Annotated in this window: 22 protein-coding genes and 1 tRNA gene; 2 read left to right on the forward strand and 21 right to left on the reverse strand. The window is 59.5% G+C overall.

Translation table 11 applies throughout. The annotated features are described in order from the left end of the window. Nucleotides 1–2: 2 nt before the first annotated feature. The 15 genes from ispG to trmJ form a co-directional block, all read right to left on the reverse strand. Complete coding sequence (ispG, locus tag FIV38_RS18005) at nt 3–1,112, reverse strand: flavodoxin-dependent (E)-4-hydroxy-3-methylbut-2-enyl-diphosphate synthase (RefSeq protein ID WP_029298540.1); 1,110 nt, start codon at nt 1,110–1,112, stop codon at nt 3–5. A 2-nt stretch (nt 1,113–1,114) separates the two neighbouring features. Then, the gene (locus FIV38_RS18010) at nt 1,115–2,101 is read right to left on the reverse strand and encodes a RodZ domain-containing protein (RefSeq protein ID WP_092233833.1); all 987 of its coding nucleotides are present in this window, start codon (nt 2,099–2,101) and stop codon (nt 1,115–1,117) included. Then, nucleotides 2,101–2,859 carry a type IV pilus biogenesis/stability protein PilW gene (pilW, locus tag FIV38_RS18015; RefSeq protein WP_029298544.1) on the reverse strand — a complete coding sequence of 253 codons (759 nt, stop codon included), beginning with the start codon at nt 2,857–2,859 and terminating at the stop codon, nt 2,101–2,103. The genes FIV38_RS18010 and pilW overlap by 1 nt, the downstream gene beginning before the upstream one ends. Before the next feature lie 12 nt (nt 2,860–2,871). After that, on the reverse strand, nt 2,872–4,020 hold the full coding sequence (gene rlmN, locus FIV38_RS18020) for a dual-specificity RNA methyltransferase RlmN (RefSeq protein WP_029298546.1): 1,149 nt from the start codon (nt 4,018–4,020) through the stop codon (nt 2,872–2,874). 28 nt (nt 4,021–4,048) lie between these two features. Beyond that, the gene (gene ndk, locus FIV38_RS18025; protein WP_017846179.1) at nt 4,049–4,474 is read right to left on the reverse strand and encodes a nucleoside-diphosphate kinase; all 426 of its coding nucleotides are present in this window, start codon (nt 4,472–4,474) and stop codon (nt 4,049–4,051) included. Nucleotides 4,475–4,562: 88 nt separating this feature from the next. Next, nucleotides 4,563–4,763 (reverse strand): Fe-S cluster assembly protein IscX, encoded by a 201-nt coding sequence (gene iscX, locus FIV38_RS18030; protein WP_092233830.1) that lies wholly within the window; start codon nt 4,761–4,763, stop codon nt 4,563–4,565. Nucleotides 4,764–4,777: 14 nt separating this feature from the next. Further along, nucleotides 4,778–5,119: an ISC system 2Fe-2S type ferredoxin gene (gene fdx, locus FIV38_RS18035; protein ID WP_029298551.1), complete on the reverse strand. Its 342-nt coding sequence runs from the start codon at nt 5,117–5,119 to the stop codon at nt 4,778–4,780. 3 nt (nt 5,120–5,122) lie between these two features. Then, nucleotides 5,123–6,985 carry a Fe-S protein assembly chaperone HscA gene (gene hscA / locus FIV38_RS18040; RefSeq protein ID WP_029298553.1) on the reverse strand — a complete coding sequence of 621 codons (1,863 nt, stop codon included), beginning with the start codon at nt 6,983–6,985 and terminating at the stop codon, nt 5,123–5,125. Between the two features lie 51 nt (nt 6,986–7,036). After that, nucleotides 7,037–7,558: a co-chaperone HscB gene (gene hscB / locus FIV38_RS18045; RefSeq protein ID WP_038446309.1), complete on the reverse strand. Its 522-nt coding sequence runs from the start codon at nt 7,556–7,558 to the stop codon at nt 7,037–7,039. Nucleotides 7,559–7,566: 8 nt separating this feature from the next. Further along, nucleotides 7,567–7,890: an iron-sulfur cluster assembly protein IscA gene (gene iscA / locus FIV38_RS18050; RefSeq protein ID WP_010565230.1), complete on the reverse strand. Its 324-nt coding sequence runs from the start codon at nt 7,888–7,890 to the stop codon at nt 7,567–7,569. 28 nt (nt 7,891–7,918) lie between these two features. Further along, the gene (gene iscU / locus FIV38_RS18055) at nt 7,919–8,305 is read right to left on the reverse strand and encodes a Fe-S cluster assembly scaffold IscU (RefSeq protein WP_003443374.1); all 387 of its coding nucleotides are present in this window, start codon (nt 8,303–8,305) and stop codon (nt 7,919–7,921) included. 99 nt (nt 8,306–8,404) lie between these two features. Further along, entirely contained in the window at nt 8,405–9,619 is a 1,215-nt protein-coding gene (locus FIV38_RS18060) for an IscS subfamily cysteine desulfurase (RefSeq protein WP_070994737.1), read from the reverse strand. Nucleotides 9,620–9,669: 50 nt separating this feature from the next. Further along, nucleotides 9,670–10,161: a Fe-S cluster assembly transcriptional regulator IscR gene (iscR, locus tag FIV38_RS18065; protein WP_003210305.1), complete on the reverse strand. Its 492-nt coding sequence runs from the start codon at nt 10,159–10,161 to the stop codon at nt 9,670–9,672. Nucleotides 10,162–10,466: 305 nt separating this feature from the next. Beyond that, the gene (gene cysE, locus FIV38_RS18070) at nt 10,467–11,249 is read right to left on the reverse strand and encodes a serine O-acetyltransferase (protein WP_029298570.1); all 783 of its coding nucleotides are present in this window, start codon (nt 11,247–11,249) and stop codon (nt 10,467–10,469) included. Between the two features lie 2 nt (nt 11,250–11,251). Further along, a complete protein-coding gene (trmJ, locus tag FIV38_RS18075) occupies nt 11,252–12,022 on the reverse strand; it encodes a tRNA (cytosine(32)/uridine(32)-2'-O)-methyltransferase TrmJ (RefSeq protein ID WP_070994736.1) in 771 nt (256 codons plus the stop codon). Nucleotides 12,023–12,167: 145 nt separating this feature from the next. Between trmJ and suhB the strand changes: the two genes are divergently transcribed. Next, on the forward strand, nt 12,168–12,983 hold the full coding sequence (suhB, locus tag FIV38_RS18080; protein WP_003175971.1) for a type III secretion system regulator SuhB: 816 nt from the start codon (nt 12,168–12,170) through the stop codon (nt 12,981–12,983). Between the two features lie 200 nt (nt 12,984–13,183). Here the strand turns inward: suhB and FIV38_RS18085 are convergent, their stop codons facing one another. The 6 genes from FIV38_RS18085 to queA form a co-directional block, all read right to left on the reverse strand. Beyond that, the gene (locus tag FIV38_RS18085; protein WP_029298576.1) at nt 13,184–13,726 is read right to left on the reverse strand and encodes a glycine zipper 2TM domain-containing protein; all 543 of its coding nucleotides are present in this window, start codon (nt 13,724–13,726) and stop codon (nt 13,184–13,186) included. Between the two features lie 123 nt (nt 13,727–13,849). Continuing rightward, on the reverse strand, nt 13,850–14,764 hold the full coding sequence (gene secF / locus FIV38_RS18090; RefSeq protein ID WP_029298578.1) for a protein translocase subunit SecF: 915 nt from the start codon (nt 14,762–14,764) through the stop codon (nt 13,850–13,852). A gap of 9 nt (nt 14,765–14,773) precedes the next feature. Beyond that, nucleotides 14,774–16,642, reverse strand: a complete 1,869-nt coding sequence (gene secD / locus FIV38_RS18095; RefSeq protein WP_029298580.1) for a protein translocase subunit SecD — start codon at nt 16,640–16,642, stop codon at nt 14,774–14,776. Nucleotides 16,643–16,704: 62 nt separating this feature from the next. Then, a complete protein-coding gene (gene yajC, locus FIV38_RS18100) occupies nt 16,705–17,043 on the reverse strand; it encodes a preprotein translocase subunit YajC (RefSeq protein ID WP_003175975.1) in 339 nt (112 codons plus the stop codon). 43 nt (nt 17,044–17,086) lie between these two features. Continuing rightward, nucleotides 17,087–18,202, reverse strand: coding sequence for a tRNA guanosine(34) transglycosylase Tgt (gene tgt / locus FIV38_RS18105; RefSeq protein ID WP_032858353.1), 1,116 nt, complete (start codon nt 18,200–18,202; stop codon nt 17,087–17,089). A gap of 5 nt (nt 18,203–18,207) precedes the next feature. Continuing rightward, nucleotides 18,208–19,257: a tRNA preQ1(34) S-adenosylmethionine ribosyltransferase-isomerase QueA gene (gene queA, locus FIV38_RS18110; RefSeq protein WP_092233827.1), complete on the reverse strand. Its 1,050-nt coding sequence runs from the start codon at nt 19,255–19,257 to the stop codon at nt 18,208–18,210. A gap of 108 nt (nt 19,258–19,365) precedes the next feature. Between queA and FIV38_RS18115 the strand changes: the two genes are divergently transcribed. Beyond that, nucleotides 19,366–19,450 (forward strand) — tRNA-Leu (locus FIV38_RS18115). Nucleotides 19,451–19,471 lie beyond the last annotated feature (21 nt).

Consider the following 19,471-nt stretch of genomic DNA (forward strand, 5'->3'; position numbering starts at 1 on the left):
AATCAGCCGCGAGCGATCAGCGCTGCGTCTGCGGCGACCTTCTCGGCCGCTTTGTCGCGGATCAGCTTTTCCAGCTGATCCACCAGATTGTCATTCGTCAATTTCTGCGACGGCTTGCCGTCGATGTAAATCAGGTTCGGGGTACCGCCGGTCAGGCCCACATGAGCCTCTTTGGCCTCACCTGGCCCGTTGACCACACAACCGATGACCGCGACATCCAGCGGCACCAGCAGGTCTTCCAGGCGTACTTCCAACTCGTTCATGGTTTTCACCACGTCGAAGTTCTGCCGCGAGCAGCTCGGGCAGGCAATAAAATTGATGCCACGGGAGCGTAGATGCAGGGATTTGAGAATGTCGTAGCCGACTTTCACTTCCTCTACCGGGTCCGCCGCCAGGGAGATGCGAATGGTATCGCCAATCCCGTCGGCCAGCAGCATACCGAGACCTACTGCAGATTTCACTGTGCCTGAACGCAAACCGCCGGCTTCAGTGATGCCCAGGTGCAACGGCTGCACGATTTCCTTGGCCAACAGGCGGTAGGCTTCTACGGCCATGAACACGTCGGAAGCCTTTACGCTGACCTTGAAGTCCTGGAAATTCAGGCGTTCAAGGTGCTCGACGTGGCGCAGTGCGGACTCTACCAGCGCTGCCGGAGTAGGCTCGCCGTATTTCTTTTGCAGGTCTTTTTCCAGGGAACCGGCGTTGACGCCGATACGGATCGGAATCCCGCGATCGCGGGCAGCGTCGACCACGGCACGCACTCGGTCTTCGCGGCCGATGTTGCCCGGGTTGATCCGCAGACAGTCGACGCCCAGTTCGGCTACGCGCAGAGCGATCTTGTAGTCGAAGTGAATATCGGCGACCAACGGCACCTTGACCAGTTGCTTGATGCGGCCGAAAGCTTCGGCGGCGTCCATATCCGGCACGGAAACCCGCACGATATCGACGCCCGCAGCCTCCAGGCGGTTGATCTGGGCCACGGTGGCCGCCACATCATTGGTGTCGCTGTTGGTCATGCTCTGTACGGCGATGGGGGCATCGCCACCCACCGGCACGGAGCCAACCCAGATCTTGCGCGATACGCGACGTTTGATTGGAGATTCGCCGTGCATGACTATTGTCCCAACTTCAGGCGAGCGGTCTCGCCACTGGTGAACGGCGCCACGTCCACAGGCTGGCCGTTGTAGGCCACTTGCGCACCACGGGCAAAGCCCAGACGCAGCGTCAAAGGAGGCTTGCCGACCTGATCAAGCGTATCTCCCTTACGCTTCAAAGCACTGAACAGGACCTTGCCATTGCCATCGGTGACTTGTGTCCAGCAGTCAGCGACGTAGGTAATCTGGAGACGGCCATCGCCGGCCACACTGGCAGGCGCCTGGGCGACAGGGGCGGCTACCGTTGGCGCGACCGGGGTCGGGACCGGAGCGGCGGGCGCCTGGGCCGCAGTGGCCGGGGCCGGGGTTGCCGGCACGGCTGGAGCCGGCGCAACGGCGGCCGGAGCCGATTCAGTGCCGGCATCGACGGGCGGTTGAGCCGCTTGCAGGTCAAGGTTGGTTCCAGCTGCGGCCTCGCCCTGGGCCACAGCCTGGTCTTCCGGCTCGTCCAGGGGGTGGATCTGGGTGGTGCCGTCGGCGCTTTCGACTTCGACATGCTCCAGGGCGTTGCTGACCAGGTCCTTGCTGCGCAGCGAGGTCTGATCCTGCCACCAGATAAAGCCACCACCGATCACTGCAATCAGCAGCAACAGGCTGACAATTCGCAAAATAGTGTGGGAAACGCGCACCGGCTCTTCAATACGACCGAGACCGTGCACGTTGCTGCCCTGGGAATCGGTACCGGTGAACTGGTCGAATTGCTGGACCAGGATGGCCTGGTCGGTGCCCAACAGCTTAGCGTAGGCACGGATATAACCGCGGGCGAAGGTATGCCCGGGCAGTTTGTCGAACGCGCCGTTTTCCAGGTTGCCCAGGGAAGTGGTGGTCAAATTGAGCTTGAGGGCCACTTCTTCCAGTGACCAACCATTGCTTTCGCGGGCCAGACGCAAGGTCTCGCCTGGGTTAACGCGATTAGCGGCTACAACTTCCGGGTGCGCGGCTTTCATCATTGCTCCGACAGGTATTGCTGATATTCCGGCGTACCGGGATAGAGTCGTTCTAGTTGCTGGCCAAAACGTGCGGCCTTGTCGCGTTCTTCATGAACCGTGGCCAGGCGCACACCGAGCAATAGACTACGTGCATTTTGCCCACTGAGCAGGCTAAAACGCTCGTAATAGTCACGTGCCGGCACATAATGCCTGTCTTCAAACGACAACTGGGCCATTTCAAGCAAGGCCCGTGGCTGGCGTTGGTTCAGGTGCAGGGCTTTTTCCAGCTGCTGGCGGGCGTTTTCCCGCTGGCCAAGGCGCACAGACGTCACCCCAAGGTTCTCGAAAACCCGCGAACGTTCAGGATATAGGGTATCAGTGGCGGCCTGCTGGAAATAACCGGATGCTTGTTCATAACGTTCCTGCTGGAACAGGAAGCTGCCGTAGTTATTGAGCAGGCGCGGATCATGGGGGCGAACCGCCAGAGCCTTCTGGTAATACTGGTCGGCCAGCTCGGGCTCGGCCTGGGCCTGGAATACCAGGGCCAGCGCCGCATTGGCGTCGGCATCCTGGTTGTCGAGGGCCAGGGCCTTTTGCAGCGGCACCTTGGCCTGCTCGCTCAACCCCTGGCGCAGGTAGCCCAGCCCCAACTGCACATAGGCAGCACGCGCTTCGTCACGGCCCTTGCCGGTTTGCAACGGGCTGTCAGAGCCCGATGAAACACAGCCAACCGAGAGGCTGGCAACAAGCAAAAGCAGCGCAAGGCGCAAGGGCATAGAGATCCTCTCTCAGATTCGATTCACAGCAATTTGCGGCAAATCGTCGGCGGCGTTCAGTTCACGCACGGCGATATAACGCTCGCTGCGACGGGTGCGGTCCAGCACCTGTCCGACCAATTGGCCACAGGCAGCGTCGATGTCTTCACCACGGGTGGTGCGCACAGTCACGTTGTAGCCTGCCTGGTGCAGTTGATCCTGGAAACGGCGGATGGCGTTGTTGCTCGGCCGCTCGTAGCCAGAATGGGGAAACGGGTTGAACGGGATCAGGTTGATCTTGCACGGGGTGTTCTTGAGCAACTCGATCATCTCGACCGCGTGTTCGACCTTGTCGTTGATGTCCTTGAGCATGGTGTACTCAATGGTCAGCACGCGCTTCTCACCCAAGGTCGCCATATAACGCTGGCAAGACTCGAGCAGCATCTTAAGCGGATACTTCTTGTTGATCGGCACCAATTGGTTACGCAATGCGTCATTGGGTGCGTGCAGCGACAACGCCAGGGAGACGTCGATGTGCTTGGCCAGCTCATCGATCATCGGTACCACGCCGGAGGTCGACAGGGTCACACGGCGCTTGGAGATGCCGTAGCCCAGGTCGTCCATCATCAAATGCATGGCCGCAATCACGTTGTCGAAGTTCAGCAGCGGCTCACCCATGCCCATCATCACCACGTTGGTGATGGCACGGTCGACGGTTGCCGGGACGCTGCCAAAGGATTTGTTGGCAATCCACACCTGGCCGATGACTTCGGCGGCGGTGAGGTTGCTATTGAAGCCTTGCTTGCCGGTGGAGCAGAAACTGCAGTCCAGGGCACAGCCTGCCTGGGACGAAACGCACAAAGTGCCGCGCTTGCCCTGGGGAATGTAGACGGTCTCGACGCAACTGCCGGACGCCACGCGCACCACCCACTTACGGGTGCCGTCGCTGGAGATGTCCTCGCTGACAACCTCGGGACCACGGACCTCGGCAATAGCCTTGAGCTTGTCGCGCAGGGCCTTGCTGACGTTCGTCATGGCGTCGAAATCGTCGACGCCAAAGTGGTGAATCCACTTCATTACCTGACCGGCACGGAAACGCTTCTCCCCGATTGAGTCGAAGAATTTTTCCATTTCCTGTTGAGTCAGCCCCAGCAGGTTGGTTTTTACAGTCGATGTAGTCATGGATTCACCTTCACTCTTAAGCCAATGCTTAGCGAGTGGTTACTTCAGTAGCTGCGAAGAAGTACGAAATTTCGCGAGCAGCAGCGGCTTCGGAGTCCGAACCGTGTACAGCGTTGGCGTCGATGGAGTCAGCGAAGTCAGCACGGATGGTGCCGGCAGCAGCTTCTTTAGGGTTGGTAGCGCCCATCAGCTCACGGTTCAGAGCGATAGCGTTTTCGCCTTCCAGAACCTGTACAACAACAGGGCCGGAGATCATGAAGGCAACCAGGTCGCCGAAGAAACCACGAGCGCTGTGCTCAGCGTAGAAGCCTTCAGCTTCAGCCTTGGACAGTTGCTTGAGTTTCGAAGCTACAACCTTCAGGCCGGCTTTTTCGAAACGAGTGGTGATCTCGCCGATGACGTTTTTTGCAACAGCGTCAGGCTTGATGATGGAGAAAGTACGTTGAACAGCCATGGTGTAACTCCAGAAACGGTAATTTGCGAAAAATTAAACCCGCGAATTATACGCGGGTTCTTGGGTATTGCCTAACCTGCGGGGATGATCAGTCTATTTCTTCTATCCAGAGCGCCTGAACTGCTTCCAACACCTTCTCGCCGCAGCGACCGGAGGTGTTGTCGAAATCAGGAAGCTCCATGATCCAGCGCTGCAGGTCGACAAAGTTGACCTTCAGCGGATCAATATCCGGCTTGGTTTCAGCCAACTCTTCAGCAATGCGCTGTACATCATTCCAGCCATAATTCATGACAGCACTACCAGTCAGTGCGGCGCTTCGGCCGCATGGTTGAGGGAATACTTCGGAATTTCGACGGTGAGGTCTTCAGTCCCCACCTTTGCCTGACAGCTCAGGCGCGAAGTCGGTTCCAGGCCCCATGCCCTATCAAGATAGTCCTCTTCCAGCTCATCGGCCTCTTCGAGGCTATTGAAACCTTCGCGGATAATGCAGTGACAGGTGGTGCAGGCATTGACGCCACCACAGGCACTCTCAATCTCGATGTGGTTGTCATGGGCGACTTCGAGAAGGGACTTGCCGGTCTCAGCCTCCACGACCATACCGTCCGGGCAATGCTCGGCGTGTGGCAGAAAAATGACCTGCGGCATCAGTTATTCCTCAATTTCATTCAGGTTGCGTCCCGCCAGGGCGGCTTTCACCGTCTGGTTCATACGACGGGCGGCAAAGGCATCGGTTACTTGTGAAAGGCGCTTGGTCTGTTGTTCGATGGCATAACCATCGGTGCCTTTCATCAATTCGGCCAGTTCCTGCATCTGCAGGTCGATGACCAGGCGTTCTTCAGCATCCAGAAGGCGCTCGCCGTCGGCCTCAAGGGCGCCCTGCACAGCCTCGAGAAGGCGCTGGGCATCGACTTGCTGTTCACGCAGTACACGGGCGACCTTGTCATCACCGGCATACTGGAACGAATCCTTGAGCATCTTGGCGATTTCGCCGTCGGTCAGGCCGTAGGACGGCTTGACCTGGATACTGGCTTCAACGCCCGAGCCCAACTCACGCGCGGCCACACTGAGCAGGCCATCGGCGTCGACCTGGAAGGTCACGCGAATCTTCGCTGCACCCGCGACCATCGCCGGGATGCCGCGCAATTCAAAGCGTGCCAGGGAGCGGCAGTCGCTGATCAGCTCGCGCTCGCCTTGCAGCACATGAATCATCATGGCCGTCTGGCCATCTTTATACGTGGTGAAGTCCTGGGCGCGGGCGACGGGAATGGTGGTGTTGCGTGGAATCACCTTCTCCATCAAGCCACCCATGGTTTCCAGGCCCAGGGACAACGGAATCACGTCGAGCAGAAGCAGTTCGCCACCCTCTCGCTTGTTGCCAGCCAGGGTATCGGCCTGGATCGCAGCACCAATGGCCACCACTTGATCCGGATCGATTTCGGTCAGCGGCTGACGACCGAAGGCTTCGGCCACGGCTTCGCGAACCCGTGGCACACGGGTCGAACCGCCAACCATGACCACTGCGCCAACTTCTTCCAGCTCGATACCAGAGTCGCGCACGGCGCGACGGCAGGCTTTCAGACTACGGGCAACCATCGGCTCGATCAGCGCATCGAAGGCTTCACGGGTCAGTTGAGCCGACCATGAGCCGTAGGAAACCTCAACAGATGCAGCGTCAGTCAGGGCTTCTTTGGCCGCGCAGGCCGTTTGCAGCAGATTGCGCTGGGCGCCTGGATCGAGGTCGGCGGACAAGCCAGCGCTGGTGATGATCCAACCGGCGATGGCGTGGTCGAAGTCGTCACCCCCCAGGGCACTGTCGCCACCGGTAGCCAGGACTTCGAAAACACCGCCAGTCAGGCGCAGGATGGAAATATCAAAAGTACCGCCACCCAGGTCGTAAATCGCGACCAGGCCTTCGGCATGCTGGTCCAGGCCATAGGCCACGGCAGCAGCGGTTGGCTCGTTGAGCAGGCGCAAGACATTGAGGCCGGCCAGTTTCGCCGCATCCTTGGTGGCTTGGCGCTGGGCATCATCGAAATATGCCGGAACGGTGATCACCGCCCCTACCAGCTCGCCGCCCAAGGTGGTTTCGGCGCGCTGGCGCAGGACCTTGAGGATATCGGCCGACACTTCCACCGGGCTTTTCGGGCCTTGGATGGTGTCGATAAACGGCATATGGGATTCACCGCCGACAAAGCGGTACGGCAGTTGATCGCCCAATTGCTTGACGTCGGACAACCCACGCCCCATCAAGCGCTTGACCGACAACACCGTGTTCAACGGATCGGTAGAGGCCGCGAGCCTGGCCGACTCGCCCACTTCGGTGCGGTCAGCGTGATAGCGCACGGCGGACGGCAGGATCACCTGGCCATCAGCATCGGGCAGCGGCTCGGAGAGACCGCTGCGCAGTGCGGCGACCAGTGAATTGGTAGTACCCAAGTCGATGCCAACCGCCAGGCGACGCTGGTGCGGTTGAGGACTTTGGCCGGGTTCGGCGATCTGCAGTAGAGCCATGGTAATCAGGTCTTATCTGTCTATCAGGCGTGCAATCTGTGCAGCACTGGGTTAATCGTCGAGGCGCTCTTCTAACTGGCGCACTTCGTAAGTGAGCTTGTCGAGGAACTGCATGCGCCGCATCAGGCGTTCGGCCTGTTCACGCTGCGCTGCATCATCCCAACAAGCTGCGAAGCTTTCGTTGAGCTCATCCTGGGCCACTTTCAGACGGCGCTTGAAGACCGCGACGCCAGCCAGATCGGCCTCGTCCTGCAAGTCTTCGAGTTCCTCGCGCCATTGCATCTGCTGCATCAGGAAATCAGGGTCATGGACCGTAACTTCCAGCGGCAACTCGCGACCGCCCATGGCGAGCAGGTAACGCGCGCGCTTGGGAGGGCTTTTGAGAGTCTGATAGGCTTCGTTGAGGCTGGCTGACTGCTCCAGCGCCAGGCGTTGCTCACGCTCGGAAGCGTCGGCAAAGCGGTCCGGATGCACCCCACGCGCCAATTCACGGTAGCGCGTGGCAAGCTGTTCGAGGTCCAGGCGAAAACTCGGCTGCAACTCGAATAAAGCGAAATGACAAGGAGTACCCACAAATAGCCTCAGATGTTGAAGCTTTCGCCGCAGCCACATTCACCGCGCACGTTGGGGTTGTTGAACTTGAAGCCTTCGTTCAACCCTTCCTTGACGAAATCGAGCTCGGTGCCGTCCAGGTAGGTCAGGCTTTTAGGGTCGATGATCACTTTCTCGCCGTGACTTTCGAACACCTGGTCTTCCGCAACCACCTCGTCGACGAACTCCAGCACATAGGCAAGGCCGGAACAGCCCGTGGTGCGCACACCCAGACGAATCCCCTCACCTTTACCGCGCCCATCCAGGGAGCGTCGCACGTGCCGCGCAGCCGCTTCTGTCATGCTGATAGCCATCGTTGACTCCTTACTCGTCGCCAAATGCTTAGATCAAGCCTTTCTTCTGCTTGTAGTCGCGAACGGCCGCCTTGATGGCGTCTTCGGCGAGTACCGAGCAGTGAATTTTCACTGGCGGCAGGGCCAGTTCTTCGGCCAGCTGAGTGTTCTTGATGGTCTCTGCTTCATCCAGAGTCTTGCCTTTCATCCACTCGGTCGCCAGGGAGCTGGAGGCGATGGCCGAACCGCAGCCATAGGTCTTGAACTTGGCATCTTCGATGATGCCCTGCTCGTTGACCTTGATCTGCAGGCGCATGACGTCGCCGCACGCCGGAGCGCCGACCATGCCGGTGCCGACATCAGGATCTTCCGCGTCCATCTTGCCGACGTTGCGCGGGTTTTCGTAGTGGTCGATGACCTTTTCGCTGTAAGCCATGGTACTCAATCCTCACTCATCAGGGCCGCTCTGGAACCCTGTAGAAACGCCTGCGTTTTCCGCCACGTTCCTACAGAGCTTGGGTGGCGGCTTCTATATTTAGTGTGCCGCCCACTCGATCTTGGAAATATCGACACCGTCTTTGAACATGTCCCACAGCGGCGACAGGGTGCGCAGCTTAGTGACCGCTTCGCAGACTTTCTGCGCCGCGTAGTCAACTTCTTCTTCGGTGGTGAAACGGCCGAACGTAAAGCGGATGGAACTGTGCGCCAACTCGTCGTTGCGGCCCAGGGCGCGCAGGACATAGGACGGCTCAAGGGAGGCCGAGGTGCAGGCCGAACCAGACGAAACCGCCAGGTCCTTGAGCGCCATGATCAGCGACTCGCCTTCAACGTAGTTGAAGCTCAAATTCAGGTTGTGCGGTACGCGGGCGGTCATGCTGCCGTTGATGTACAGCTCTTCAAGGTTCTCGACCTGCTTGTAGAAGCGATCGCTGAGGGCCTTGATGCGCACGTTTTCGGCAGCCATGTCTTCCTTGGCTACGCGGAAGGCTTCGCCCATGCCCACGATCTGGTGGGTCGCCAGGGTGCCCGAACGCATGCCGCGCTCGTGACCGCCGCCGTGCATGGTGGCTTCGATGCGCACACGTGGCTTGCGGCTCACGTACAGCGCGCCAATGCCTTTGGGGCCGTAGGTCTTGTGGGCCGAGAACGACATCAGGTCGACTTTCAGCTTGGACAGGTCGATGTCGACCTTGCCAGTGGACTGGGCAGCATCGACATGCAGCAACACGCCCTTGGAGCGGGTCAGCTCGCCAATGGCGGCGATGTCGTTGATGGTGCCGATTTCGTTGTTTACGTGGATCACGGAAACCAGAATGGTGTCTTCACGCATCGCGGCTTCGATCATGGCCGGGGTGACGATACCGTCAGTGGTCGGCTCAAGGTAGGTAACCTCGAAACCTTCACGCTCCAGTTGGCGCATGGTGTCGAGGACGGCCTTGTGCTCGATCTTGGTGGTGATCAGGTGCTTGCCCTTGGTCGCATAGAAATGCGCGGCGCCCTTGATTGCCAGGTTGTCGGACTCGGTGGCACCGGAAGTCCAGACGATTTCACGCGGGTCGGCATTGACCAGGTCTGCGACCTGGCGACGAGCGTTCTCCACCGCTTCCTCGGCCTTCCAGCCAAAAACGTGGGAGCGAGAGGCCGGGTTGCCGAAGTTTCCGTCAACCAGCAGGCACTCGCTCATCTTTTGCGCGACACGCGGATCAACCGGGGTGGTCGCTGAGTAATCAAGGTAAATCGGCAATTTCATGGACTTTCTCCTAAATCAGGCTGGCTGGCGTGCCGTTAGCTCTGCGGCTGTCACTCGACGGCGGACGCTTCAATCTTGTCCAGGCGCGGCGCCTTGGTGTTGCATCGGCGCTGGTCCTGACGCTGGGCTACTTCCTGCACCTCACGGCGAGTCACAAGATCAGCCAAGCTGATACCACTCAAAAACTCATGGATCTGCAGGCTCAGGTCACACCACAAGTGGTGCGTCAGGCAGGTGTCGCCGGCATGGCAATCACCCAGGCCCTGGCACTTGGTGGCATCGACGGATTCATTCACCGCGTCGATCACCTGGGCAACCTGGATGCCCTGCATGTCGCGGGACAACTGATAACCGCCGCCCGGGCCGCGCACACTGGAAACCAGGTTACTGCGGCGCAACTTGGCGAACAGTTGCTCAAGGTAAGACAGGGAAATGCCTTGGCGCTCGGAGATATCGGCCAGGGACACCGGCCCGTTTTGCGCGTGCAGGGCCAGGTCAAGCATGGCGGTCACCGCGTAACGGCCTTTTGTAGTCAGTCTCATGGACAAGTACCAAGGTGTTTCAGAATGGGAGCAAGTATGCGATTCCCGAGTATTTAAGTCAACTATAAGACCTAGTACTTTAGTCAGGAATACCCGTAAAAAGGGCGCGCGGATTGTAGCAGGACGGGGTGGGATCGAACAGCGGCAGCGGACAACCTGCATTGCCAGGCACGCGGCAGATCAATTGTGGTAGCTGGCTTGTTCGCGCAAGCGGTGGGGCAGCCATTCTTTTAGGCGACTGAGACACCGCTTTCGCGGGCAAGCCAGCTTCCACAAGGGGGAGGACTTGCGATGATCGCGAGGACTCAGCCGGCCTTGGTGGCGGCTTCGTCCTTTATTTCGGCGAAGTCTTCTTCGCGCAACTCAGGCAGATCCTTCGCACAGTAGGGACTGCCCAGATCCTTCAGCGCGCCGCACATGCCGTCCAACTTGCCGTCTACCGCCTGCAGATGGTCGAGCAACTGGCCAATGGCGCGCGCCACCGGGTCCGGCATGTCTTCGCTGACGCCGTAGGCATCGAAGCCGATTTTCTCGGCCATGGCCTTGCGTTTGGCCTCCTGCTCATCGCCGACTTCCGGTTTGACGATGATCCGCCCGGGAATCCCTACCACGGTGGCGCCTGGCGGCACCGCCTTGGTGACTACGGCATTGGAGCCAACCTTGGCCCCGGCACCGACGGTAAACGGCCCCAGGACCTTGGCCCCCGCCCCGACCACCACGCCATTTTCAAGGGTCGGGTGGCGCTTGCCCTTGTTCCAGGTGGTGCCGCCCAGAGTCACGCCCTGGTACAGGGTCACATCGTCACCAATCTCGGCGGTTTCACCAATAACGATGCCCATGCCATGGTCGATAAAGAAGCGACGACCCACCTTGGCCCCCGGATGAATCTCGATCCCGGTCAGCCAGCGACCGAAGTTCGACACCAGCCGCGCCAGCCACTTCCAGCCCATACCCCACAAGGCACCGGACAGACGGTGAATCCAGATCGCATGCATCCCGGGATAGCAGGTCAGCACTTCAAAGGCGTTGCGCGCCGCCGGGTCACGGTGGAAAACACTCTGGATATCTTCTCGCAAACGCTCGAACATTTTTAATCCTTCCGCTTAAGAAGCTCGCCACGGGCCGCTTTCTGGGTTTCCGTGAGGATGCCACGCAATATATTCATTTCTGCCCGGCTGACCGAGCTGCGTCCGTAAAGCCTGCGCAGGCGCGCCATCAAGTGCCGTGGTTTTTCCGGATCGAGGAATTCGATGGCCACCAGGGTTTGCTCCAGGTGCTCATAGAACCGCTCCAGCTCATCCATGGTGGCCAACTCGCCACTTTTGGTGGATGCAACCTCGTCCTTCTCCATCTTGCTCGGCTGGCCTTGTGCCGCCAACCAGGCCATTCGCACTTCATAACTCAACACTTGCACAGCGGCCCCGAGGTTCAGCGAGCTGAATTCAGGGTCCGATGGGATGTGCACGTGAAAATGACATCGCTGCAGCTCGTCATTGGTCAGGCCGGAGTCTTCACGACCAAATACCAAGGCGATTTCGGCGCCGCCGGCCGCCTCTTCGACCACTTTGGCCCCGCATTCGCGAGGATCGAGCAGCGGCCAGGGAATGCGGCGGTCGCGGGCGCTGGTGCCGAGCACCAGATTACAACCGACCAAGGCATCTTCCAGGCTGGCGACGACCTGGGCTTTTTCCAGGATGTCATTGGCGCCGGAGGCGCGAGCGTCGGCCTCATGGTGTGGGAACACACGCGGCTCCACCAGCACCAGGCGCGTCAGCCCCATGTTCTTCATAGCCCGCGCCACCCCGCCGATATTGCCGGGGTGACTGGTATTGACGAGGACGACACGAATGTTTTGCAGCAAGGGAGGCGCTCTCGGACACGGGAAAGGGGAGCAAATCTTACAGAACAGCCTAAGGTTATGCCATGAAAGCGAACGTCGTCCTTCACCTGAAGAAAGTTTCTGCTAGAATGCTCGGCTTTCTTTAACAACCTTAGGTGACACATCCATGCAGCCCATGCTGAATATCGCGCTGCGCGCCGCCCGCAGCGCCAGTGAATTGATCTTCCGCTCCATCGAGCGCCTGGATACCATCAAGGTCGACGAAAAAGACGCCAAGGATTATGTATCCGAGGTGGATCGCGCCGCCGAACAGAAAATCATCGACGCCCTGCGCAAGGCCTACCCTACCCACGGCATCCTCGGCGAAGAAACCGGCCTGCACAAAGGCAGCGGCGAAGGCGAAGACTACCTGTGGATCATCGATCCACTGGATGGCACCACCAACTTCCTGCGCGGCATCCCGCACTTTGCCGTGAGCATTGCCTGCAAATACCGTGGCCGCCTGGAACACGCCGTCGTACTTGACCCGGTTCGCCAGGAAGAATTCACCGCCAGCCGTGGCCGTGGCGCCCAGCTGAACGGTCGCCGCCTGCGCGTCAGCGGTCGCACCAGCCTGGACGGCGCCCTGCTGGGCACCGGCTTCCCGTTCCGTGATGACCAGATGGACAACCTGGAAAACTACCTGGGCATGTTCCGCGCCCTGGTTGGCCAGACCGCCGGCATCCGCCGCGCCGGTGCAGCCAGCCTGGACCTGGCCTATGTGGCCGCTGGTCGTTTTGATGCGTTCTGGGAGTCGGGCCTGTCCGAGTGGGACATGGCTGCAGGCGCCCTGCTGATTCAAGAAGCCGGCGGCCTGGTGAGCGACTTCACCGGCGGCCACGACTTCCTGGAGAAGGGTCACGTGGTTGCAGGCAACACCAAATGCTTCAAGGCAGTACTGACGGCGATCCAGCCGCACCTGCCGGCTTCGCTGAAGCGTTAAGCGAGCGAGCACAAAAAAGCACCTCGAGGGGTGCTTTTTTTATGCCTGGGATTTGGCCGGAACCAGCTCCTACCGATTTGGGCACTGCCCAATGTGGGAGCTGGCTTGCCTGCGATAGCGCTCTGCCAGCTAGCTTATCGGTACAGACCCACCGCTTTCGCGAGCAAGTCCCCACACTTTGAACTTCGCCAGACTTGGTATTACTGCTGATTCTGGCCGAGGATCAGGCGACCCTCTTTATCCACAGGGATCTGGCTACCAGGATCACGCTCCATACGCACCGATCCTTCCTTGCCATCCAGGTTGTAACGCACGTCATACCCGACAACCTTGTCACTGATGTCGTTGACGGTGTTACAGCGCGTCTGGGTGGTGGTGTAGGTATCACGGTTCTGCATGCCTTCCTGAACCTTGTTACCGGCATAACCGCCGCCCACTGCGCCGGCTACGGTGGCAATCTTCTTGCCAGTACCGCCGCCGATCTGGTTACCCAGCAGGCCGCCGGCCAGGGCGCCAACCACGGTACCGGCGATTTGATGCTGATCCTGCACCGGACGTTGCCGGGTCACGGTGACGTCCTTGCAGACCTCACGAGGGGTTTTGATCTGGGTCTTGACCGGCTGCACCGCCAGCACTTGCGCATACTCAGGGCCGCTTTTTACCAGGCTGTAGGTGGCAACAGCACCCCCGGCAGTCACACCGACAGCACCCAATACCGCACCAACCAGCAACGACTTGTTCACGTGAACCTCCTGACCATCACAAGCGGACTGAAACGTCCGCGCTATACCCAGCCTTGGAGCAAAAAAAAAGGCGCGAGTTCAATACTCACGCCTTCTTTGTAACAGCAGATCAACAAACACCCATCAAGGGCGGTCGTCGACCTCCTTGTCTGTCGCAACAGGAGGAATCAGGTCTTCGCTGTTGAGGTTCAGCCAGATCAGCACCACGTTGGCGATGTAGATCGACGAGTAGGTGCCCGCCAGTACGCCGATGAACAGCGCCAGGGAGAAGCCCCACAGGTTGTCGCCACCGAAGATCATCAATGCGGCAATCGCCAGCAAGGTGGAGATCGACGTCGCCATGGTGCGCAACAGGGTCTGGGTTGTGGAGATGTTGATGTTCTCGATCAACGTCGCCTTGCGCAGTACCCGGAAGTTCTCGCGAACCCGGTCGAATACCACGATGGTGTCGTTGAGGGAGTAACCAATGATCGCCAGCACCGCCGCCAATACTGTCAGGTCGAAGGTGATCTGGAAGTACGCCAGGATACCCACGGTCACGATCACGTCGTGGATCAGCGAGACAATGGCACCAACCCCGAACTTCCACTGAAAGCGGAAGGCCAGGTAGATCATGATGCCGGCCAACGCCATCAGCATGCCGAGGCCGCCCTGGTCGCGCAGCTCTTCACCCACCTGCGGGCCGACGAACTCGACGCGCTTGACCGACGCCGGGTTGTCGCCGCCGACCTTGAGCAAGGCCTCGGCCACCTGGTGCCCCAGTTGCGGGTCTTCGCCAGGCATACGCACCAGCAGGTCGGTGGTCGCGCCAAAGCTCTGCACGATGGCCTCGTGATAACCGGCCTCGTTCAGCTGGGTGCGCACCTTGGTTACGTCGGCCGGCTTCTCGTAGGTCAGCTCGATGAGCGTACCGCCGGTGAAGTCCAGACCGTAGTTCAGGCCCTTATGGAACCAGCTGAACAACGCCAGGACGGTAAGGAGCACAGTGACGCCGAACGCAACGTTGCGAACGCCCATGAAGTTGATTGTACGTAACATGGCAGCCCCTTAAATCCACAACTTCTTGAAGTCACGCCCGCCAAAGATCAGGTTGACCATTGCGCGGGTCACCATGATGGCCGTGAACATCGAGGTAAAGATACCGAGGGACATGGTCACCGCAAAGCCCTTGACCGGACCGGTGCCCATGGCAAAGAGAATCCCGCCAACCAGCAACGTGGTCAGGTTGGAGTCGAGAATTGCCGTGAATGCCCGGCCGAAACCTTCGTTGATTGCCCGTTGCACGCTCATGCCCGCCGCGATCTCTTCACGAATCCGCGAGAAGATCAGCACGTTGGCGTCCACCGCCATACCCATGGTGAGTACGATACCGGCGATACCCGGCAGGGTCAGTGTAGCCCCCAGCAGCGACATCAAGGCCAGCAGCATGACCATGTTGCCCGCCAGCGCGACGGTGGCGATGACGCCAAAGAAGCGATAGATGGCGATGATGAACAGGGACACGAACAACATGCCCCACAACGACGCATCGACACCCTTGGTGATGTTGTCGGCACCCAGGCTTGGACCGATGGTGCGTTCTTCAGCGAAGTACATCGGCGCAGCCAGGCCACCAGCACGCAGCAGCAGGGCCAACTCGGACGATTCGCCTTGGCCGTTCAGGCCAGTGATGCGGAATTGAGCACCCAGTGGCGACTGGATGGTCGCCAGGCTGATGATCTTCTTCTCTTCCTTGAAGGTCTGCACCGCGACGTCTTTTTCGACGCCATTGACCATTTGCTTGACGTAAGTGGTTACCGGACGCTGCTCGATGAAGATCACCGCCATGCTGCGACCGACGTTGCTGCGGGTTGCGCGGCTCATCAGTTCGCCACCATGACCATCCAGGCGGATGTTCACTTCAGGCGTGCCATGCTCACCGAAACCGGCCTTGGCGTCTGTCACCTGGTCGCCCGTGATGATCAGGCTACGCTCGATCTGCGCTGGAGGACGGTTGCCTTCACGGAACTCGAAAGTCTCGGAGGTGGCCTTGGAAGCACCCGGCTCGGCGGCCAGGCGGAATTCAAGGTTGGCAGTCTTGCCCAGGATCCGCTTGGCTTCAGCAGTGTCCTGCACACCCGGCAGTTCGACCACGATGCGGTTGGCACCCTGGCGCTGAACCAGCGGCTCGGCCACACCCAGCTCGTTGACGCGGTTACGGACCGTGGTCAAGTTCTGCTTGATGGAGTATTCACGGATTTCCGCCAGCTTGGCCGGGGTCATCGCCAGACGCAGCACCGGCTGACCATTGAGGTCGGCGGGCACAATGTCGAAATCGTTGAAGCTCTTGCGAATCAGGGCGCGCGCCTGTTCACGGATAGCCTCGTCAGCAAAGCCCAGCTGGATGGCACCGTTGAGCTGCGGCAGGCTGCGATAACGCAGGCGCTCTTTGCGCAGCAGGCTCTTCACATCGCCTTCGTAGACTTTCATGCGTGCGTCGAGGGCTTTGTCCATGTCCACTTCCAACAGGAAGTGCACACCACCGGACAAGTCCAGGCCCAGTTTCATCGGGTGCGCGCCGATGCTCCGCAGCCATTTTGGCGTGGTCTGTGCCAGGTTAAGCGCGACTACGTAGTCATCACCCATCACCTTGCGCACGACATCCTTGGCCGGCAATTGGTCTTCCTGCTTGGTCAGGCGCAACAAGCCGCCCTTCGCATCAGCTGCCAATGTTGCCGCCTTGACCTGGATTCCCGCGTCAGTGAGCGCTTTGCTCGCGCGGTCCAGATCAGCCTGATTGACCTGCAGCGAAGTGCTGGCGCCAGTGATCTGGATCGCAGGGTCATCAGGATAGAGATTGGGAGCGGAATAAATAAAACCGATCGCCAGCACCGCCAGGATCAGTACGTATTTCCACAGAGGGTATTTGTTCAGCATCACGCCGCCCGCTTATGACGCGGGGCGCCTTGCGCGCCCCGTCGATTGGTAAAAGTTGTTACTCAGATCGCTTTGAGCGTGCCTTTAGGCAGCGTGGCGGCGATGGCGCCTTTCTGGAACTTCATTTCAACGGTGTCGGAGACTTCCAGGACTACGAAAGCGTCGGAAACCTTGGTGATCTTGCCAGCGATACCGCCGGTGGTCACAACTTCGTCACCTTTTTGCAAGCTGCCCAGCAGGTTTTTCTGCTCTTTGGCGCGCTTGGCCTGTGGACGCCAGATCATCAGGTAGAAGATGACCAGGAAGCCGACCAGGAAAATCCACTCGAAACCACCGCCCATAGGACCGGCAGCGGCCGGTGCAGCGGCGTCAGCCATAGCGTTAGAGATAAAAAAGCTCATTTAGCACTCCAGTTGCAAATAGTGAATCTTAGGGTCGGGAAACTCAGTCCAAGGGCGGCACGGGAAGCCCGCGCTTGGCATAGAAGGCATCGACAAAGGCGGCCAATGTACCCTGTTGAATAGCCTCGCGCAAACCAGCCATCAGGACTTGGTAGTGACGCAAATTGTGGATGGTATTCAACATGCTACCCAGCATTTCCCCGCATTTGTCCAGATGGTGCAGATAAGCACGGGAGAAGTTCTGGCAGGTGTAGCAATCACAGGTGGGATCCAGCGGCGAATCATCATGGCGATGGAACGCGTTACGGATCTTCAGCACGCCTGTATCAATGAACAGATGCCCATTGCGGGCATTACGGGTTGGCATCACGCAATCGAACATGTCCACACCGCGGCGCACACCCTCTACGAGATCTTCTGGTTTGCCAACGCCCATAAGGTAACGAGGTTTGTCAGAAGGCATCAGGCCTGGGAGGTAGTCCAGCACCTTGATCATCTCGTGCTTGGGCTCGCCCACCGACAGGCCACCAATGGCCAGGCCATCGAAACCGATTTTGTCCAGGCCTTCGAGCGAGCGCTTGCGCAGGCTTTCGTGCATGCCGCCCTGGACGATGCCGAACAGCGCAGCAGTGTTGTCGCCGTGGGCATTCTTCGAACGCTGGGCCCAACGCAACGACAGCTCCATGGAGATGCGCGCCACGTCTTCATCGGCCGGGTACGGCGTGCACTCGTCAAAAATCATCACGATGTCGGAGCCCAGGTCGCGCTGGACTTGCATCGACTCTTCCGGCCCCATGAACACCTTGGAACCATCCACCGGCGAGGCGAAGGTCACGCCCTCCTCCTTGATCTTGCGCATGGCGCCCAGGCTGAACACCTGGAAGCCACCGGAGTCGGTGAGGATCGGGCCTTGCCACTTCATGAAATCGTGCAGGTCGCCATGCTTCTTGATCACTTCCGTGCCCGGGCGCAGCCACAGGTGGAAGGTGTTGCCGAGGATGATCTCGGCGCCGGTGGCAACGATGTCACGCGGCAGCATGCCCTTGACGGTGCCGTAGGTGCCGACCGGCATGAACGCCGGGGTCTCCACGGTGCCACGGGGGAAGGTCAGGCGACCGCGACGGGCCTTGCCGTCGGTGGCCAACAATTCAAACGACATACGACTCATAGTTGTTCCTCTGGGCCGCGCGGCGCCGGATTACGGGTGATAAACATCGCATCACCGTAGCTGAAAAAACGGTATCCGTTATCGATGGCGGCCTGGTAGGCGGCCATGGTCTCGGGGTAACCGGCAAATGCCGAGACCAGCATCAATAGCGTGGATTCGGGCAAATGGAAGTTGGTGACCAGGCAATCGACCACATGGAATGGCCGGCCGGGGTAGATAAAGATATCGGTGTCGCCACTGAACGGCTTGAGCACACCATCGCGCGCCGCACTCTCCAGGGACCGCACGCTGGTGGTGCCCACTGCGACCACTCGCCCACCGCGCGCCTTGCACGCGTTGACCGCGTCCACGACGTCCTGGCTGACTTCCAGCCATTCGCTGTGCATATGGTGATCTTCGATGTTATCCACACGCACCGGCTGAAACGTCCCGGCCCCCACGTGCAGGGTCACATAGGCAGTCTCGACGCCCTTGGCGGCAATCGCATCCAGCAGCGGCTGGTCGAAATGCAGCCCGGCAGTCGGCGCAGCGACCGCGCCCAGGCGCTGGGAGTACACCGTCTGATAGCGCTCGCGGTCCGAATCTTCGTCGGGGCGGTCTATATAAGGAGGCAACGGCATATGGCCGACACGCTCCAGCAGCGGCAATACTTCCTCGGCAAACTTGAGTTCGAACAACGCGTCATGGCGCGCCACCATCTGGGCTTCGCCACCGCCATCAATCAGGATGCTCGACCCTGGTTTGGGCGACTTGCTGGAGCGCACATGGGCCAGCACACGATGGCTGTCCAGCACCCGCTCCACCAGAATTTCCAGCTTGCCGCCGGAAGCTTTCTGGCCAAACAGCCGCGCCGGAATCACCCGGGTATTGTTGAAGACCATCAAGTCGCCTGGGCGCAAATGCTCAAGCAAATCAGTGAATTGACGGTGTGCAAGGGCACCGCTGACCCCGTCCAGGGTCAACAGTCGACTGGCGCGACGCTCGGCCAAAGGGTGGCGAGCAATCAGCGAATCCGGGAGTTCAAAAGTAAAGTCAGCAACGCGCATGATGGGGTTCGTCTAGCAGGGCCGGGAAGTCTAGCGGAAATAGTGAAAATAGACCATGAAACGTGATTGACCAACGGTAATCACCTCTCTATACTTCGCCGCCATTGAGCCCTGATGGCGGAATTGGTAGACGCGGCGGATTCAAAATCCGTTTTCGAAAGGAGTGGGAGTTCGAGTCTCCCTCGGGGCACCATTTGCAGTACATAGACGACTA

Origin of the sequence: Pseudomonas proteolytica (genome assembly GCF_007858275.1) — a bacterium.
Taxonomy (GTDB): Bacteria; Pseudomonadota; Gammaproteobacteria; order Pseudomonadales; family Pseudomonadaceae; genus Aquipseudomonas; species Aquipseudomonas proteolytica.

What these genes read in the sequence shown, in the direction of transcription:
- ispG (WP_029298540.1), bottom strand. Translation starts at nt 1,112, where the DNA reads ATGCACGGCGAATCTCCAATCAAACGTCGCGTATCGCGCAAGATCTGG.
- FIV38_RS18010 (WP_092233833.1), bottom strand. Translation starts at nt 2,101, where the DNA reads ATGAAAGCCGCGCACCCGGAAGTTGTAGCCGCTAATCGCGTTAACCCA.
- pilW (WP_029298544.1), bottom strand. Translation starts at nt 2,859, where the DNA reads ATGCCCTTGCGCCTTGCGCTGCTTTTGCTTGTTGCCAGCCTCTCGGTT.
- rlmN (WP_029298546.1), bottom strand. Translation starts at nt 4,020, where the DNA reads ATGACTACATCGACTGTAAAAACCAACCTGCTGGGGCTGACTCAACAG.
- ndk (WP_017846179.1), bottom strand. Translation starts at nt 4,474, where the DNA reads ATGGCTGTTCAACGTACTTTCTCCATCATCAAGCCTGACGCTGTTGCA.
- iscX (WP_092233830.1), bottom strand. Translation starts at nt 4,763, where the DNA reads ATGAATTATGGCTGGAATGATGTACAGCGCATTGCTGAAGAGTTGGCT.
- fdx (WP_029298551.1), bottom strand. Translation starts at nt 5,119, where the DNA reads ATGCCGCAGGTCATTTTTCTGCCACACGCCGAGCATTGCCCGGACGGT.
- hscA (WP_029298553.1), bottom strand. Translation starts at nt 6,985, where the DNA reads ATGGCTCTACTGCAGATCGCCGAACCCGGCCAAAGTCCTCAACCGCAC.
- iscA (WP_010565230.1), bottom strand. Translation starts at nt 7,890, where the DNA reads ATGGCTATCAGCATGACAGAAGCGGCTGCGCGGCACGTGCGACGCTCC.
- iscU (WP_003443374.1), bottom strand. Translation starts at nt 8,305, where the DNA reads ATGGCTTACAGCGAAAAGGTCATCGACCACTACGAAAACCCGCGCAAC.
- FIV38_RS18060 (WP_070994737.1), bottom strand. Translation starts at nt 9,619, where the DNA reads ATGAAATTGCCGATTTACCTTGATTACTCAGCGACCACCCCGGTTGAT.
- iscR (WP_003210305.1), bottom strand. Translation starts at nt 10,161, where the DNA reads ATGAGACTGACTACAAAAGGCCGTTACGCGGTGACCGCCATGCTTGAC.
- cysE (WP_029298570.1), bottom strand. Translation starts at nt 11,249, where the DNA reads ATGTTCGAGCGTTTGCGAGAAGATATCCAGAGTGTTTTCCACCGTGAC.
- suhB (WP_003175971.1), top strand. Translation starts at nt 12,168, where the DNA reads ATGCAGCCCATGCTGAATATCGCGCTGCGCGCCGCCCGCAGCGCCAGT.
- secF (WP_029298578.1), bottom strand. Translation starts at nt 14,764, where the DNA reads ATGTTACGTACAATCAACTTCATGGGCGTTCGCAACGTTGCGTTCGGC.
- secD (WP_029298580.1), bottom strand. Translation starts at nt 16,642, where the DNA reads ATGCTGAACAAATACCCTCTGTGGAAATACGTACTGATCCTGGCGGTG.
- yajC (WP_003175975.1), bottom strand. Translation starts at nt 17,043, where the DNA reads ATGAGCTTTTTTATCTCTAACGCTATGGCTGACGCCGCTGCACCGGCC.
- tgt (WP_032858353.1), bottom strand. Translation starts at nt 18,202, where the DNA reads ATGTCGTTTGAATTGTTGGCCACCGACGGCAAGGCCCGTCGCGGTCGC.
- queA (WP_092233827.1), bottom strand. Translation starts at nt 19,257, where the DNA reads ATGCGCGTTGCTGACTTTACTTTTGAACTCCCGGATTCGCTGATTGCT.